The sequence below is a fragment of the Paenibacillus sp. XY044 genome (assembly GCF_002257645.1).
In the GTDB taxonomy this organism is placed as follows: domain Bacteria; phylum Bacillota; class Bacilli; order Paenibacillales; family Paenibacillaceae; genus Paenibacillus_AQ.
Window position 1 is genome coordinate 84,303 of sequence record NZ_NQMO01000014.1, and the last position, 14,508, is coordinate 98,810.

Here is a 14,508-nt window from a genome sequence, read left to right on the forward strand (position 1 = left end):
CTACACTATCCAAATAACCCTCTGGCGGTAAAATGAACCAAGTTATCTAGTAGATCGTAGAAAAAAACATTGTTTTAGTTTACCATAAATATGGTAGAAGCGTCAGGGAGGATGGTACCAAAAATCCCGGCTGCCTGCTTTTGAAATAGGCCGATAATGAAACTTTAGAAATGCTCTGATCAACCTATTCTTAGAACAGAGGTGCACAATGCGAAAATCACGGCAGGTCATTTTATTTCAAGGAGATTCCATTACAGACGGCAAGCGCGACCGGGGGAGCGACCTTAATCACATTTTGGGGCACAGCTATGCTTATATCATCGCGGCGAAACTGGGGCACGAGCATGCGGATAAGCAGCCCCTGTTCATTAACCGGGGCATTAGCGGCAACCGGGCATCCGATTTGTATGCACGCTGGAATGAAGATGCGCTCAGCCTTCATCCTGATGTGATCAGCATATTGATCGGGGTGAACGACGCATGGCGGACGGTCTCCGGGGAACCCAGCGGGGTCACGGACCGTTTCGAGCGGGCTTACCGGCATGTGCTGGAGGAGACCAAGGAGAAGCTGCCGGAAACGAAGCTGGTCCTGTGCGGGCCCTTTATCTTGCGGACCGGGGCCACGGACCAGGCATGGGACCAGTGGATGAGGATTCTGTCGGGATACCAGGATACGGTTCGCCGGCTGGTGGAAGAATTTAATGCGGTTCACGTGCCGCTCCAGGCTGCGTTTGATGAGGCGACGAAGCGGTCCGATGCGGCTTATTGGCTGTGGGACGGGGTTCACCCGACTGCAGCGGGCCATGACCTTGTCGCCGCACAATGGCTTGCAGCGGTACAGCAAAGCGGGATTTTGGAGTGAATTTGCCTTTAAGGCAGAAAGGGGGCGGACATGCGCCTGGGGAAGTTTTTATTTCGGTTCATCATCACGCTCGTCATCGTGGTCATTATCGCCGCCGGCATGCTGATCTGGTACATTGCTCCGGACCGTAAGCTCAATCTGAACTATATGGATCTGAATGTCGAGGATATGGCCATGCAGATGCTGAAGACGAAGAAGCCGGAAATTACGCTGAGCAGCGAGGAATTGAATGAGCTGGCCAAGAAGGAGCTTATCAAGCACATGGGCGACATGCCCCCGCAGGTTACCGTTACTGGAGCCGAATTTCAGTTCCATGGGCAGGAGGTTACTGCGGATATTAACGGCAAATGGGAGTTTATCCCCTTTGGTGCCCAGCTGACCTTTACGATGGATGCCGACGGCAGCGTCATTGTGCTGAAACATGAATCCACGAGGATCAAGTCCATTCGCGTCCCGGCGGAGACTTGGGGGCTCGGCACCCTTTCCGTACCGCTTAAGGAGCATTTGCCGGACATTCTCAGAGTGGACGGAGTTCAGTTTTTGGATCAGGGCGTCAAGCTGACATTCAAGGTGAACTGGCTAGAGCTGCCGTCGCTCTTCTAATGAAACAAACATGACGGACGAATTTCTGATCAATAAAAAAACCAAGCGCCTTCCTCCGAAGGACCGCTTGGTTTTTTTGCTCATTCTAACCTTTTTCTTATCTCTTTGTGTTTGTATGTTCTCTTCTATCTTCTGCCTTATGCCGTTAAGGCGTTCGGCTGCGGCCGGTAAACAGCGAAATGACGAAGAGAACCAGGAAAATGAAGAACAGCACCTTGGCGATAGTAGCCGCTGCAGATACGATTCCGAAGAACCCGAAGATTCCGGCGACGATCGCGATAATCAAGAAAATAATCGACCATTTTAGCATCTTGCTCACCTTTCTTTCCTGTAAAGTTGGGCGATGGATTGCTGGACCGAAGCCGATGAATCAGCAGGTCCCGTTCACCCTCGTAGTCATACTTAACCGGGCCTATGCGGAATGAAACAAGCCCTGTCCGAGGTATAAAACGGCGCTGTTTCGTCATTTGGGCGATAGGGTAACTAACGCTTAACGGGGCCTTACAGGAAGCATGGAGGGCATCTTGCAAGAGACAACGAAAGAGAGGTTATGCTCATGATTATGTCGCTTAGTGTCGCGTTAATCGCGGTCGCTTTTGCGGTCCTTGTCGTTTATCTCATTAAAACGCTGCTGGCCGCAAAAAGTTCGCTCGAGAAGACGACCCAAACCCTGCAGGAGGTTCAGTCGACGATCGACGAACTCAGCTATGAGATCAAGCAAATCGTCCGGCACGCCAACGATATTACGGCGGATGTCGAGCATAAGATGAAGCAGATTGATCCGGTTATGAATTCGGTAAAAAATTTGGGCGAAGTGCTCAGCGAAGTAACCCTGGCCGCGAAGCAGGCTTCCACAACCTTGATTCACAGGTTTAAGCAGCCTAAGCACCAGGTGGAGTCACGTCCGCGGCGCATTGCTTCCGCGTCGACGCCGGAAGAGCGCACGATCCAATCCTATTCGGCTGTATATGAAACGGGAGCAAAGGCCAAGCCTGCGGTTAGCATGGTCAAATGGATTGACACCGCCGCGGCGGTTTGGCAAAGACTGCGCCACTAGGACCAACGGCTCAGGCTGGATCAATTGACAACAGAAAGGATGGGAATCATGTTGAAAATGATTACGCTGCTGCTTGGAATACTGTCACCCTTGTCCTTCGTGTCTTCTGCCCAGCCTGATCCGGGCCATATTGCGAATGCCCAAACTGTCCGTCAGGCAGTCCGGCTAACTCCTGAGCACTTTACCGCGTTTGATACGATGAACGGGGTTTCCCTGAACGATACCAAACAGGATGTGATCGCCCATAAGGGCAAGCCGCTCACTGTAACACCCGATCCGTTCACCGGCTGCTCGGCCTACGTCTACCAAGACGCGGCGGTCGTGCTGTGTGACGGCATTGTGGACTACGTTCACGTGGGATCGGCCGCGGGGAAGATCCAAATCAACGGCTCCTGGATCCCTTTGAGCAAGTTCCAGGTTGCCCATGCTTTGGGACAGCCGCAGTTCCAGGCGGAGGATGGTGACGTCTACATTCGCGGACACCATGCCGTCAAGGTCTATACGAATCCGGAAACGGGAGGACTTGCGGGAGTCGATTTCTTTGACCAAGCGAGCGAATAACCTGCCTTTTCCTGGAACCGGCGTTTCATCTAAACCAGCGGAGGTTAATTAGAAGATGTACGGGATCAACAAAGAATAGGAGAGTGAGAACAATGAATTCATCAACCAATACCAAGTCATTTGCAAAAATCGTGGAAAACGGCGTCCAAGCGGTAGAGGAAGTCAATCAGCTTCGCAGCGCGGGTTATTTATACGATGATATTTTCGTACTGGCCCATGACGGCGACCGGACCGACCGGATCGCGGATACGGCAGGGGCAAGTGAAGTTGGCATTAAAGAAGAAGGCATGTTTGATGCTCTTGCTAATCTGTTCCGTTCGCGCGGGGACGAGCTCCGGGCCAAAATCACTTCGCTTGGATTTACGGAGGCCGAGGCTCAATTTTATGAAAAGGAACTGGATCTGGGCAAGGTGCTGGTGATTGCCAAAAAGGCATGAGATCGGTTGCGCCGCATACAGATGCATGTCAAAAACATAGATAAGGAATGGGAGACGTTATCCCATTCCTTATCTATGTTTTTGGAACAAGTGGCATATCATGCCCTGAGTTCCAACGACTGATAGACCTTAGATACTGAAAAATTCCCGTTGTATGGTATATAGTATATAAATAGAGATTTCAACAATTTCATAGGACCGTAAGGAGAGGGTTATGAGAATATTAATTGTTGATGACAATCCGACGAACGTCATTATTATCCGGGAGATTTTAAAAAAGGAAAACTACCGGGATATCGATAAAGCTTCATCGGCACGAGAAATGTTAGAAATCTTGGGAGCGGAAGGCTATGCCAAAGAGGATCAGCCGAAGCCATCCAATTTTGATTTGATTCTGCTCGATATGATGATGCCTGAAATGGACGGGATCGAAGCCTGTCAGGTGATCCAGAAAAATGAGCATCTCAAGGATATACCGATCATCATGGTCACGGCGGTGGGGGATTCCAAAAAATTAGCCGAGGCGCTTGATGCCGGCGCGGTCGACTATGTGACCAAACCGATCAACAAAGTGGAGCTGATGGCCCGGATCCGGCTGGCGCTCCGGTTAAAACATGAGAAGGACTGGCATAAGGAGCGCGATGAGCGGATTCAGGAAGAACTGAGATTGGCTGCGCTTGTTCAGAATGCGGTGCTGAGTCCCGCCATTGAGGACGATTTTTTTGAGGTCCACGCCATTTATCAGCCTTCCGCCGAGCTTGCCGGCGATTTGTATGCCTGGTATTCCCTCGGCAACGGCCGTTACGGCGTCATTCTTTTGGATATGATGGGGCACGGCATCTCGTCGTCCCTGTTTACGATGTTTATTGCGTCGGTCCTGAAGGATACGGTAACAACCTATGTGGAGCCCGAGAAAGTGATCCAGGAGCTGAACCGCCGGTTCAACCAGCTTCACATCGAGAATCAGCTCGTCCAATATTATTTTACCGCTATTTATTTGGTTGTGGACACTTCGATGAAACGGATTGATTATGTCAATGCCGGGCATCCTCCGGCTATATTTTTTCAGCAGAACGGGGACATGCTGCTGCTTGACCGGGCCTGCTGCCCGGTCGGCCTGTTCGACAAGATGGACATCGATCCGCAGACTCTGTCTTACGAAGGCGAGGGCCATATTGCGCTGTACACCGACGGCTTGCTGGAGCTGGTCCAAGGCGACCATGACGAACAAGTCGACTTCTTGGTCAGCCATCTGAAGCATTCGCATGAATGGGATGAGAAGAAGATGTACCAGGCATTTTTTGAAGACCATGGAACCCAGGAACGGGAAGACGATAAATGTCTCGTCTGGATTTCGTTAAAAGAGGGAGCGAATAAAGAATGAAACTGAAGACTAAGCTGGTCATCGGCTTCGGTTCGCTCATGCTCATTTTGATTGCTTTGACGGTGGTAGGCTACGACCGCATGAATTATATGAACAAGCAGATGGACCGTATCTATGAGGACCGGTATCTTAAAGTGCGGTATTCCAGCGGTGTCCGGAGCGAAGTGAACGATATGTCGAGGCTTGTCATGAGCATGATGCTGAATCACAACGTGGCGACAGAGAACAGCACTTCACAGATCAACGATATGATCGCCAAGGGCGAACAAAATTTGCAGAAGCTGAATGCAAGCACCACCTCTCCTGAGGAAAAGCAAATGCTGAACCGAGTTCAGAAAGCATGGTCGGATTACAAGGAATATATCAACAAGCAATCTTCCTTGTTATCCAAAGGGATGATGGACGACGCCAACACTTACCGGAACGCAAGCGGAACCCCGATCCAGCAGGAAGCAGTAGACAGCATCAACGCGCTGTCCGAGTACCAGGATCTGCTGGTCGATCAGCAGATCAGTAATGCCAAAACGGCATACAGCCGTTCCGTTCAGATCACGACCGCCATTATGATTGCCGGCCTGCTGCTTGGACTTGTCGTCATCCTGTGGGTCATCTCCACCATCACGAGGGGACTCGGCGTCGTGAACATGATGATCAGCAGCTTTGCCAAAGGACGGATTCAGGCCATCCGCCGGATTAAGGTGACTTCAAGGGACGAAATCGGCCAGGTGGCCCACGTATTCAAGGAAATCGCCGAAGATCTGGAAGAGAAGCAGGAGCTGGAGCAGAACTATCTTCAGGCCCAGAAGGACCAGAACTGGCTCAATTCCAATGCCAGCCGGGTGACCGAGCTTCTGCGCGGTATCAATTCCAGCAAGCAGGTGTCCCAGATGTTTATCAGCGAGTTTACGCCGATCATCGGGGCAGCCTATGGGGCTATTTATGTTCAGGACGATGATCAAAATCCGAATATGCTGTCTCTTGGCGGAACTTACGCCGGGCAGGGGGAACGCACGCCAAGATCAAGGATCGAAATCGGAGAGGGTCTGATCGGGCAGAGCGCCCTCGACCGCAAACCGATCGTAACCGAGCTGCCGGAGGAATACTTGTCGGTAGATTCGGCTTTTGGTTCGGCCAAGCCGGCCCACCTGCTGATCTACCCGGTTATATTTGAAGAGGAGCTGCTCGGTGTCGTCGAAATGGCGGCGTTCGAGCCGTTCGGCGAGCTGTCGAGGCAGCTCCTGTCCCAGCTCACGACGAGTCTCGGCGTCATTGTGAACAATATTAACCGCCGTGTCCGCGTGGAGGAGCTTCTGCGCGAATCCCAAGCGCTGACCGAGGAGCTGCAGTGCCAATCCGAAGAGCTGCAGACCCAACAGGAGGAGCTGCGCCGCTCCAACGAAAATCTGGAGGAGCAGACCGAAGCGCTCATGCGTTCCGAGGATTTGCTGCAGCGCCAACAGGAGGAGCTCGAGCATTTCAATACCGAGCTGATCGGCAAGACGCGTGCGCTGGAAGAACAAATGCAGCAGCTTGAGGAGAAGAACATCGAGGTCGAGGATGCGAAGGCCAGACTGGAACAGCAGGCGATGCAGCTGGCGGTGACCAGTAAATACAAATCGGAGTTTCTGGCGAATATGTCCCACGAGCTCCGCACGCCGCTCAACAGCCTGCTGATCCTGTCGCAGCTCCTGTCCGAGAATAAGGAAGGAAACCTGAGCGATAAGCAGAAGGAATACGCTCATACAATCTACATGTCGGGTGCCGATCTACTCAAGATGATCGATGAAATTCTGGATTTGTCCAAGGTTGATGCCGGCAAGATGGAGATCAACACGGAGAAGGTGCCGATCGAGGAATGGCAGACCTTCGTCAACCAGAACTTCAAACCTCTGGCCAATTCCAAGCAGGTCGCGCTTCACGTTCACGTGGACGCCGATGTGCCGGAGTCCGTCGTGACCGACGGATACCGGGTCAAACAGATCCTGCGCAACCTGTTGTCCAACGCCTTTAAGTTTACTAGTCAAGGCTCGGTCGTGTTCACGGTCCGGCGGGCGGATCCGGAGTCCTTGCCGGGTTATCTGGATCGGAACAAGGAATATATCGCGGCGGCCGTCAAGGATACCGGCATCGGTATTCCGAAAGATAAGACCGACCTAATCTTTGAAGCGTTCCAGCAGGTGGACGGTACGACCAGCCGCAAGTATGGCGGAACCGGGCTGGGTCTTTCCATCAGCCGCGAGCTGTCCCGCTTGCTTGGCGGGGGCATCGATGTCGAATCGGTAGAAGGGCATGGAAGCTGCTTTACGCTGTATCTCCCGGTAATGGAAGCGGAGGCGTCTCCGTTCCTATCCGCTCAAGCGGAGGCTGCTCCCGCGGCGGAGCTGCTGCTGCCTAAGCCGGTGCAGAAGCCGCAGGGCGAACCTAAGGCGGAGCCTGAGGTGGTGACGCCGCTGGAAGACGACCGCGAGCGGATTGCCGACAAAGACAAAGTATTGCTCATCATTGAGGACGACACCAAATTCGCCCATATTCTGATGGATATGGCACGGGGGAGAGGCTTTAAGGCCCTCTCAGCGATGCAGGGCGATGTTGGCCTCAATATGGCGAAGACTTACCTGCCGGATGCGATCATTCTGGATATCCAGCTTCCGGTCATGGACGGCTGGGCGATCCTGGGTGAGCTGAAGGGTAACTCGGCAACCCGCCATATCCCGGTCCACATCATTTCGGTATCGGATGAAGTGAAGCAGGGCCTGAAAATGGGGGCTATTGCCTACTTGAAGAAGCCTTCCACCAAAGCGTCCCTGGAGCATGCCTTCTCGCATATTGAATCGTATACCGAGCAGTCGCTGAAGCATCTCCTCATTGTCGAGGACGATGACAACCAGCGCCGTTCGATTATTGAGCTTATAGATTATGATGACGTGGCGATCACCGCCGTGTCCACTGGCAAGGAAGCGCTCAGCGAGCTGCGGAAAACGCGCTATGACAGCATGGTGCTCGATTTGATGCTGAGCGATATGACCGGCTTTGAGCTGCTGGATCAGATTCAGCAGGATGAAAGCCTGGGCTATCTGCCGATCATTGTGTACACCGGCAAGGATCTAGACAGCAAGGAAGAAATGCGCCTGCGCAAATATACCGAGTCCATTATTATCAAGGACGTGAAATCGCCTGAGCGCCTTCTGGACGAAACTACGCTGTTCCTGCACCGGGTGGAAGCCAACCTGCCCGAGGACAAGCGTCAAATTTTGCAGAAGCTTCATAATAAGGAATCGCTGTTTGAAGGCAAACGGATTCTCCTCGTCGACGACGATATCCGGAACGTATTTGCTTTATCGAGCGTATTGGAGAATTACGGCATGGAGGTGATCTTCGCCGAGAACGGGCGCGAGGCAATCGACATTCTGACCGGAGGCCAGCCGTTCGATCTCGTGCTGATGGATATGATGATGCCGGAGATGGACGGTTATGAAGCGATGAGGCAGATTCGCCAGATGCCTCAGTTCCACAAGCTTCCGATGATTGCCCTGACCGCCAAGGCGATGAAGGAGGACCGCTCCAAGTGTATTGAGGCCGGCGCTTCCGATTACGTAAAGAAGCCGATCCAGACCGAGCAGCTGTTGTCCCTGATGCGGGTTTGGTTGTATTCGTAATGGCAATAACGGGGTAATAGGTAATAGCATTTCATTTTCATCTTTGAAGCAAACATAAGCAGGAGGAAAGAGAATGGATTTGGGTAATACAGATCACGACATCCCCGTGAAGGACGAGACGGAACGAGAAGATATCGAGCTGGAGCTTCTTCTTGAAGGGATTCACCGTTTATATGGCTACGATTTCCGCGATTATGCGATCCCGTCGCTCCGGCGCCGGGTATGGCACTTTATCCGTGCGGAGAATTTAAGCAACATATCCCAGCTCCAGGAGAAGGTGCTGCATCAGCGGCCTGTTTTTGAGCGGCTGGTTCATAATCTGTCGATTCCCGTCACGGAAATGTTTCGCGATCCGAATCTCTTTCTGACTTTTCGGAAAAAGATCGTTCCCCTGCTGAGAACCTATCCGTATATCCGCATCTGGCATGCGGGCTGCTCTACCGGAGAAGAAGTCTACTCGATGGCGATCCTGCTGCATGAAGAGGGGCTTCTGGACAAGGCCAGGATTTACGCCACGGATATGAACGACCGTTCTCTGGAGCAGGCAAAGCAGGGGATCTTCGGGATTGAGAAAATGAAGCTGTATACGAAAAATTACATTGAGGCGGGCGGAACCCGTTCTTTTTCCGAGTATTATACCGCCAAGTATAACTCGGTGATTTTTCAGCCTTTTCTAAGCAAAAACATGATTTTTGCGGAGCATAATCTGGCAACGGACCGCTCATTTAACGAGTTTAACGTCATTTTTTGCCGCAACGTCATGATCTATTTCAACGACACGCTCAGAGACCATGTCCACGGGCTGTTTTATGAGAGCCTAAGCCGTTTCGGGATTCTGGTCCTTGGAGCAAAAGAGTCGATACAATTTACGGAGTACAGCGATTCATACGAACCGCTGGATCGTGTGGAGAAAATCTACAGGAAGATTAACTAGAGAAGTGGGAGGATTCCATGGGGTCTCAAGAACCGATTCATATTCTGCTGGTTGATGACCGTCCGGAGAACTTACTCGCCCTGGAAGCTGTGCTGGAGAGTGAGCAATATAATCTTGTAAAGGCGACTTCCGGAGAAGAAGCGCTCCGGTGCCTGCTGAAGGATGAGTTTGCTGTGATTATACTGGATGTTCAAATGCCGGGTATGGACGGGATTGAAACAGCCAAATTGATCAAGGCAAGGGATAAGACAAAGGATATTCCGATCATCTTTATTTCAGCGAACAGTAAAGAAGCCGAGCATCTATTCGCAGGCTATTCAGCCGGAGCGATTGATTATATGGTGAAGCCGTTTATCCCGCAAATTCTGAAGTCCAAGATTGAAGGCTTTGTGGAAATGTACTTGACCAGCAAAAAGCATAAAACCCAGTCCATGCTGCTGCAGCAAAAAACGCAGGAGCTGGAGAAAGCCAACCAGGAGCTCATTAAAGCCAAAGAGGCGGCTGAAATCGCGGCCAAGGCCAAAACCGAATTTTTGGCCATGATGAGCCATGAAATCCGCACGCCGATGAACGGCGTGATCGGCATGGTGGATCTGCTGATGGAAACCGAGCTTAGGGAAGAGCAGCTGGAATATACCGAGATTATCCGTAAAAGTGCCGACGCGCTGGTGACGGTGATCAACGACATTCTCGATTTTACCAAAATGGAATCCGGGAAAATGGAGATGGAGGAGCATCCGTTTGAGCTGCAAAACTGCATCAAGGAAGTATTCAGCCTCTTTTCCATGGAAGCAGGGAAGAAGGAACTGGAGCTGGCGTACTTTATTGACGAAGGGATTCCGCCTATCATCTATGGGGATATGGCCCGCCTGCGCCAGGTACTGATCAATCTGATCTCCAATGCGGTGAAGTTTACGCATCAGGGTGGGGTCTATCTGATGGCGTCTCTTCGGGAGAGAGCCGAAGACGGCAGTCTTATGATCGAATTTGCGGTGAAGGATACCGGTATCGGCATTACGCCGGATAAGCAAAACCGTTTGTTCCAGCCGTTCTCCCAGCTGGATTCCTCCATGAGCCGGAAATACGGGGGCACGGGACTGGGGCTGGCTATTTGCAAATCGCTCGTTGAAATGATGGGCGGGAGCATCTACGTGGAATCGACCGAGGAGAAAGGGGCCACGTTCATCTTTACGATCCGGACAAGCGAGCCTGAATCGGATGACGGCATGATGGGAATGGGCGACGACCTGCATGTATCACTGCCGTCCGCGAAAGACGAAGAGCCGCTGATCCTCGTGGTAGACGACCATCCGGTCAACCAGAAGCTGATGGTGAGCATGCTTGCCAAGCTGGGACTGAGAGCGGAGGTGGCCGAGGACGGAAGGCAGGCGGTGGATAAAATCCGCGACAATCCGGTGTATCGGCTGATCTTCATGGATCTGCAGATGCCGGTGATGGACGGTCTGGAGGCGACGGCCATCATCCGTGAGATGCAGTTCCAGGGATACCGCCCGGCTATCATCGCCATGACTGCCAACGTGATGGAAGGCATCCGAAGCCGGTGCAGGGAAGCCGGGATGGACGATTATATCAGCAAGCCGGTCAATATGAAATCGGTGAAGGAGATGCTGATGAAGCATCCGGTACCTGCGCAGAGCCAAGGCCTTCAAACGTCCGATGCCAACTCGATGTAACGGTCGCCCAAATATTGCTAGGCATAAGCTTGCGTACAAGCTGATTCAAACGGGGAACTTTAGGGTTAACTTTTCATATACAAGAAAAACAAAAAAATCGGGAGAGAATGTCTATGAATACAAATAAGAGCGAAAAGTTCAATGCAACGACAGAGCGCCATGAAGGGTCCTGCACGGTTTACCTGAGCGGGGAGCTGGATTTATCGGTGGCGCCCGACTTCAGACTTGTCATGGAACCGCTTGTTGGGGATTCCGAGATCGATTTAGTGATTAACTTGAAGGATTTGAAATATATCGATAGCACGGGAATCGGCATTCTATTGTCCATATTGAAAGCGAGACATGGAATGAATGCCCGTTTTGTCGTGGAAGAGGTTCCTTCCCAAATCCAAAGGCTGTTCGACATGACGGGTATTGCGAAGTTCTTTGCTGCCAGTAGGAATTCCCAATAGGAAAGGAACGAAGAAAGTATGAATGCTGAAGTCCAAAAAGTCGTGATAACATTACCGGCCAATGCTGATTTTGTAGATATCGTAAGGTTGAACTTATATGGGATTGCATCGAAGATGGGTTTCTCGTATGAAGACATTGAGGATATGAAGGTAGCTGTATCGGAAGCCTGTAACAACTCCGTTTTGTATGCTTATGGTCAGGAAAGCGGCATGGTGGAAGTAACATTCGAAATAGGCAGTGACCAATTGTCCATAAAGGTCAAGGACGACGGGGAGAGCTTTGACCGGATGGACCGCACTGAAAACACCGTGACATTGCATGATAAAGACCTGCATGATGTGGAGATCGGCGGACTCGGCTTCTATTTGATGGAGGCGCTGATGGACAATGTGACGGTAGATAATGAGACCGGACACGGCACCCAGGTGGTTATGACTAAACGGCTCATGAGAAGTGAGGAGAAAGTATGAATGATAAGGTGACTCCCCCCGAGTCCATGAGCGAGGCGGTCGGTCTGATCTGGGAATACCAGCAGACCAAAGACAACGATATCGCTACCGTGCTTATCCAAAAATATGAACCGATGGTCAAGATGGCCGCGGGCAAAATCGCCCGAAACCGTCCGGATCTGTATGAAGACCTGTATCAGGTCGGTCAGATGGCTTTGATCCGGCTGTTGCAGCAGTATGACATCAGCTTGGGAATTCCATTTGAGCCATATGCCATGAAGAGCATGATCGGCCATATGAAAAACTTTTTGCGGGATAAGTCCTGGTATATCCAGGTTCCAAGAAGGATCAAGGAGAAGGGCGCACTCGTCCAGCAGGCGATCGATGAGCTGACCGTCAAGCTTGAGCGTTCGCCGGACGTCCGCGAAATCGCCGAATTCCTGGATCTGTCCGTGGAAGAAACGGTGGAGGTTCTAGCCGGACGCGAATGCTACCACTATGTTTCCCTGGACTCTCCGCTGTCCCAAGAGGAAACGGGTGCAACGCTCGGTGAACTGATCAGCTCGGACGTCAATGACTATGATTCGGTGGAAAAACGGATGGACCTTCAGCAGGCCATGAGCCAGCTGAAGGAACAGGAGCAGAAAGTGCTGCTGCTTGCTTTCCAGGATGGTGAATCCCAACGCTCGATTGCTCAGAAGCTGGGAGTTTCCCAGATGAGCGTATCGAGGATTCAGAAACGGGCAACAGAGAAGCTGAAAGAAATCATGTCTAATTCATACCAATGACGGACAAGCTTATGTTATGTATCGAGTCAACCGGAAGTTCGTAAGGACACGCCAGTTCTCCCCTGAGAATATACGGCGTGTCCTTTTTGGTGAACAGAGATATGGACTGGGTGAGAAAAAGGAGGCGGATAGTATGGCTGCTGAGGTTTCAAACAATGTGTTATCCTTTGCGGGCCACTGGACGTGGCATGATCTGGCGGTGGAGGACTGGTCATCGGAGGACTTCAGGCAACTGCAGGAGGCATGCCCCCTGATCGAGGAATGGCTGGAAGTCATTCCGAACATCGGGCAGAATTATATGTCCGTCCGGTTTCCCAACGGCGTGGACGCCGTTATGTTCGGCACGCTGCCTTACTCGGTCAAAATGGAAGTGGAGGACAGTGGTCAGGTGGATCGGGTCCATTTTTACGTCCAGCGCGACCAGCTTATTACGATCAATCTGGATCAGAATACCCGCGAAATCATGGCTACGGCAGAACGCACAGCCATGCTGCATCAATGCCATAGTGCGGTGGACGGTATGTTCGTGCTGGCACGGACGATTCTGCACTATTTTCATCTCGGTCTGGATCATTTCGAAGCAAACCTCCGTAAGCTGGAGCATGCGATGGAGATGGACAATCAACGGTATTTGATGGACAAAATCCTGAATTCGCGGTTTGCGCTGCTGTATTGGAGCAATTTGTTCACTCCGTTTCAGGAGCTGATCGCGGCCGCCAGAGAAGGATATCTGGACAAGCTGGAGAACAGCCGGCCGTTCATGCAGCTGCTGCACCGGATCGAACGGATGGACCGGGCGTTCCGCCATTACGAGGATGAGATCGATACCCTGATATCGATTGATGATGCCATCTCGGCGTTCCGCGGCAACGAGATCATGAAGACACTGACAATCCTGACGGCGATTTTTACCCCGGCTACCGTGGCCGGTGCGATCTGGGGGATGAACTTTCAGAACCTGCCGGGCATCAATATGCCGTGGGGATTCATCGGGATCATGCTGATTACGTTCCTCAGCACTGCCATCATGTATCTGTGGATGCACCGGAAGGGATGGACCGGCGATTTGCTCAAAGTCAAATCGAAAAAGTCGAAGATCTAACATCTTGCCGAATATCAAAAACAGGACTCGAGTTAAATAGTTAATCCCGTCGACGGATAGGTCCCCTGCAAGCAGACAAAGGCTGAGTAAGCGCACAGCCGTATGCTTGGAGGGGATTGTGCATTTAACGAGGCTACCACCAGCCGATAACGACGACGATCGCCAGCACCAGAAACACGATATTGATGCCAATCTCTTTATATTCCTTCCGACTCACATGAAAAGCGGCTCCGAGCAGCACAGTCACGGCCAGGCCAAGTGCGGCAATAGGCGTCAATATAGGTGCAATCCCCGTCGCCAAGGGCAAAATCAATCCGAGAACCCCGGCCAATTCCACCATTCCGATCCCCCAAACGAGCGGTTTAGGTACGTCTCCAACCCACGGCCAGGCCGTTCGCGCTTGTTCATGCTGAAACGCCTTCATCCAACCGGAATAGATGAATCCGGCTCCCAAGATTCCTTGCACAATCCAAAGTACAACATTCATGTCTTCACTGCTCCTTATCCTGGCTCTGTTTCGTCTTTAAC

General features: G+C 51.7%; 15 protein-coding genes. 13 read left to right on the forward strand and 2 right to left on the reverse strand.

Annotation, left to right across the window (positions count from 1 at the left end; all coding sequences use genetic code 11):
* The first annotated feature begins 208 nt into the window (after positions 1-208).
* Positions 209-862, forward strand: coding sequence for an SGNH/GDSL hydrolase family protein (locus CJP46_RS33420; RefSeq protein ID WP_094599935.1), 654 nt, complete (start codon positions 209-211; stop codon positions 860-862).
* 30 nt (positions 863-892) lie between these two features.
* The gene (locus CJP46_RS33425; protein WP_094599936.1) at positions 893-1,465 is read left to right on the forward strand and encodes a hypothetical protein; all 573 of its coding nucleotides are present in this window, start codon (positions 893-895) and stop codon (positions 1,463-1,465) included.
* Between the two features lie 145 nt (positions 1,466-1,610).
* Here the strand turns inward: CJP46_RS33425 and CJP46_RS33430 are convergent, their stop codons facing one another.
* A complete protein-coding gene (locus CJP46_RS33430; protein ID WP_094599937.1) occupies positions 1,611-1,775 on the reverse strand; it encodes a DUF1328 domain-containing protein in 165 nt (54 codons plus the stop codon).
* Between the two features lie 246 nt (positions 1,776-2,021).
* Between CJP46_RS33430 and CJP46_RS33435 the strand changes: the two genes are divergently transcribed.
* The 11 genes from CJP46_RS33435 to CJP46_RS33485 all read left to right on the forward strand — a co-directional run bounded on the left by CJP46_RS33435 (position 2,022) and on the right by CJP46_RS33485 (position 13,980).
* Entirely contained in the window at positions 2,022-2,522 is a 501-nt protein-coding gene (locus CJP46_RS33435; RefSeq protein WP_094599938.1) for a DUF948 domain-containing protein, read from the forward strand.
* A 48-nt stretch (positions 2,523-2,570) separates the two neighbouring features.
* Positions 2,571-3,083: a hypothetical protein gene (locus CJP46_RS33440; RefSeq protein WP_094599939.1), complete on the forward strand. Its 513-nt coding sequence runs from the start codon at positions 2,571-2,573 to the stop codon at positions 3,081-3,083.
* Between the two features lie 92 nt (positions 3,084-3,175).
* Positions 3,176-3,520, forward strand: a complete 345-nt coding sequence (locus tag CJP46_RS33445) for a YflT domain-containing protein (RefSeq protein WP_094599940.1) — start codon at positions 3,176-3,178, stop codon at positions 3,518-3,520.
* A gap of 214 nt (positions 3,521-3,734) precedes the next feature.
* Complete coding sequence (locus tag CJP46_RS33450) at positions 3,735-4,904, forward strand: PP2C family protein-serine/threonine phosphatase (RefSeq protein ID WP_094599941.1); 1,170 nt, start codon at positions 3,735-3,737, stop codon at positions 4,902-4,904.
* Positions 4,901-8,560: a response regulator gene (locus tag CJP46_RS33455; protein WP_094599942.1), complete on the forward strand. Its 3,660-nt coding sequence runs from the start codon at positions 4,901-4,903 to the stop codon at positions 8,558-8,560. The genes CJP46_RS33450 and CJP46_RS33455 overlap by 4 nt, the downstream gene beginning before the upstream one ends.
* Before the next feature lie 73 nt (positions 8,561-8,633).
* A complete protein-coding gene (locus tag CJP46_RS33460; RefSeq protein WP_094599943.1) occupies positions 8,634-9,494 on the forward strand; it encodes a CheR family methyltransferase in 861 nt (286 codons plus the stop codon).
* Between the two features lie 17 nt (positions 9,495-9,511).
* Positions 9,512-11,188 carry a response regulator gene (locus tag CJP46_RS33465; RefSeq protein ID WP_094599944.1) on the forward strand — a complete coding sequence of 559 codons (1,677 nt, stop codon included), beginning with the start codon at positions 9,512-9,514 and terminating at the stop codon, positions 11,186-11,188.
* A gap of 113 nt (positions 11,189-11,301) precedes the next feature.
* Positions 11,302-11,640 carry an STAS domain-containing protein gene (locus CJP46_RS33470; RefSeq protein ID WP_094599945.1) on the forward strand — a complete coding sequence of 113 codons (339 nt, stop codon included), beginning with the start codon at positions 11,302-11,304 and terminating at the stop codon, positions 11,638-11,640.
* Positions 11,641-11,658: 18 nt separating this feature from the next.
* Positions 11,659-12,111 carry an anti-sigma B factor RsbW gene (gene rsbW, locus CJP46_RS33475; RefSeq protein WP_094599946.1) on the forward strand — a complete coding sequence of 151 codons (453 nt, stop codon included), beginning with the start codon at positions 11,659-11,661 and terminating at the stop codon, positions 12,109-12,111.
* Positions 12,108-12,878: a sigma-70 family RNA polymerase sigma factor gene (locus CJP46_RS33480; protein WP_076176089.1), complete on the forward strand. Its 771-nt coding sequence runs from the start codon at positions 12,108-12,110 to the stop codon at positions 12,876-12,878. Before rsbW ends, CJP46_RS33480 begins: the two co-directional genes overlap by 4 nt.
* 133 nt (positions 12,879-13,011) lie before the next feature.
* Positions 13,012-13,980 (forward strand): magnesium transporter CorA family protein, encoded by a 969-nt coding sequence (locus CJP46_RS33485; protein ID WP_094599947.1) that lies wholly within the window; start codon positions 13,012-13,014, stop codon positions 13,978-13,980.
* A 133-nt stretch (positions 13,981-14,113) separates the two neighbouring features.
* On the opposite strand, the gene CJP46_RS33490 is transcribed toward CJP46_RS33485, so the two are convergent.
* Positions 14,114-14,467 (reverse strand): DoxX family protein, encoded by a 354-nt coding sequence (locus CJP46_RS33490; protein WP_094599948.1) that lies wholly within the window; start codon positions 14,465-14,467, stop codon positions 14,114-14,116.
* Positions 14,468-14,508 lie beyond the last annotated feature (41 nt).

Coding starts and splice junctions, on each gene's coding strand:
- CJP46_RS33420 (WP_094599935.1), top strand. CDS start 209: ATGCGAAAATCACGGCAGGTCATTTTATTTCAAGGAGATTCCATTACA.
- CJP46_RS33425 (WP_094599936.1), top strand. CDS start 893: ATGCGCCTGGGGAAGTTTTTATTTCGGTTCATCATCACGCTCGTCATC.
- CJP46_RS33430 (WP_094599937.1), bottom strand. CDS start 1,775: ATGCTAAAATGGTCGATTATTTTCTTGATTATCGCGATCGTCGCCGGA.
- CJP46_RS33435 (WP_094599938.1), top strand. CDS start 2,022: ATGATTATGTCGCTTAGTGTCGCGTTAATCGCGGTCGCTTTTGCGGTC.
- CJP46_RS33440 (WP_094599939.1), top strand. CDS start 2,571: ATGTTGAAAATGATTACGCTGCTGCTTGGAATACTGTCACCCTTGTCC.
- CJP46_RS33445 (WP_094599940.1), top strand. CDS start 3,176: ATGAATTCATCAACCAATACCAAGTCATTTGCAAAAATCGTGGAAAAC.
- CJP46_RS33450 (WP_094599941.1), top strand. CDS start 3,735: ATGAGAATATTAATTGTTGATGACAATCCGACGAACGTCATTATTATC.
- CJP46_RS33455 (WP_094599942.1), top strand. CDS start 4,901: ATGAAACTGAAGACTAAGCTGGTCATCGGCTTCGGTTCGCTCATGCTC.
- CJP46_RS33460 (WP_094599943.1), top strand. CDS start 8,634: ATGGATTTGGGTAATACAGATCACGACATCCCCGTGAAGGACGAGACG.
- CJP46_RS33465 (WP_094599944.1), top strand. CDS start 9,512: ATGGGGTCTCAAGAACCGATTCATATTCTGCTGGTTGATGACCGTCCG.
- CJP46_RS33470 (WP_094599945.1), top strand. CDS start 11,302: ATGAATACAAATAAGAGCGAAAAGTTCAATGCAACGACAGAGCGCCAT.
- rsbW (WP_094599946.1), top strand. CDS start 11,659: ATGAATGCTGAAGTCCAAAAAGTCGTGATAACATTACCGGCCAATGCT.
- CJP46_RS33480 (WP_076176089.1), top strand. CDS start 12,108: ATGAATGATAAGGTGACTCCCCCCGAGTCCATGAGCGAGGCGGTCGGT.
- CJP46_RS33485 (WP_094599947.1), top strand. CDS start 13,012: ATGGCTGCTGAGGTTTCAAACAATGTGTTATCCTTTGCGGGCCACTGG.
- CJP46_RS33490 (WP_094599948.1), bottom strand. CDS start 14,467: ATGAATGTTGTACTTTGGATTGTGCAAGGAATCTTGGGAGCCGGATTC.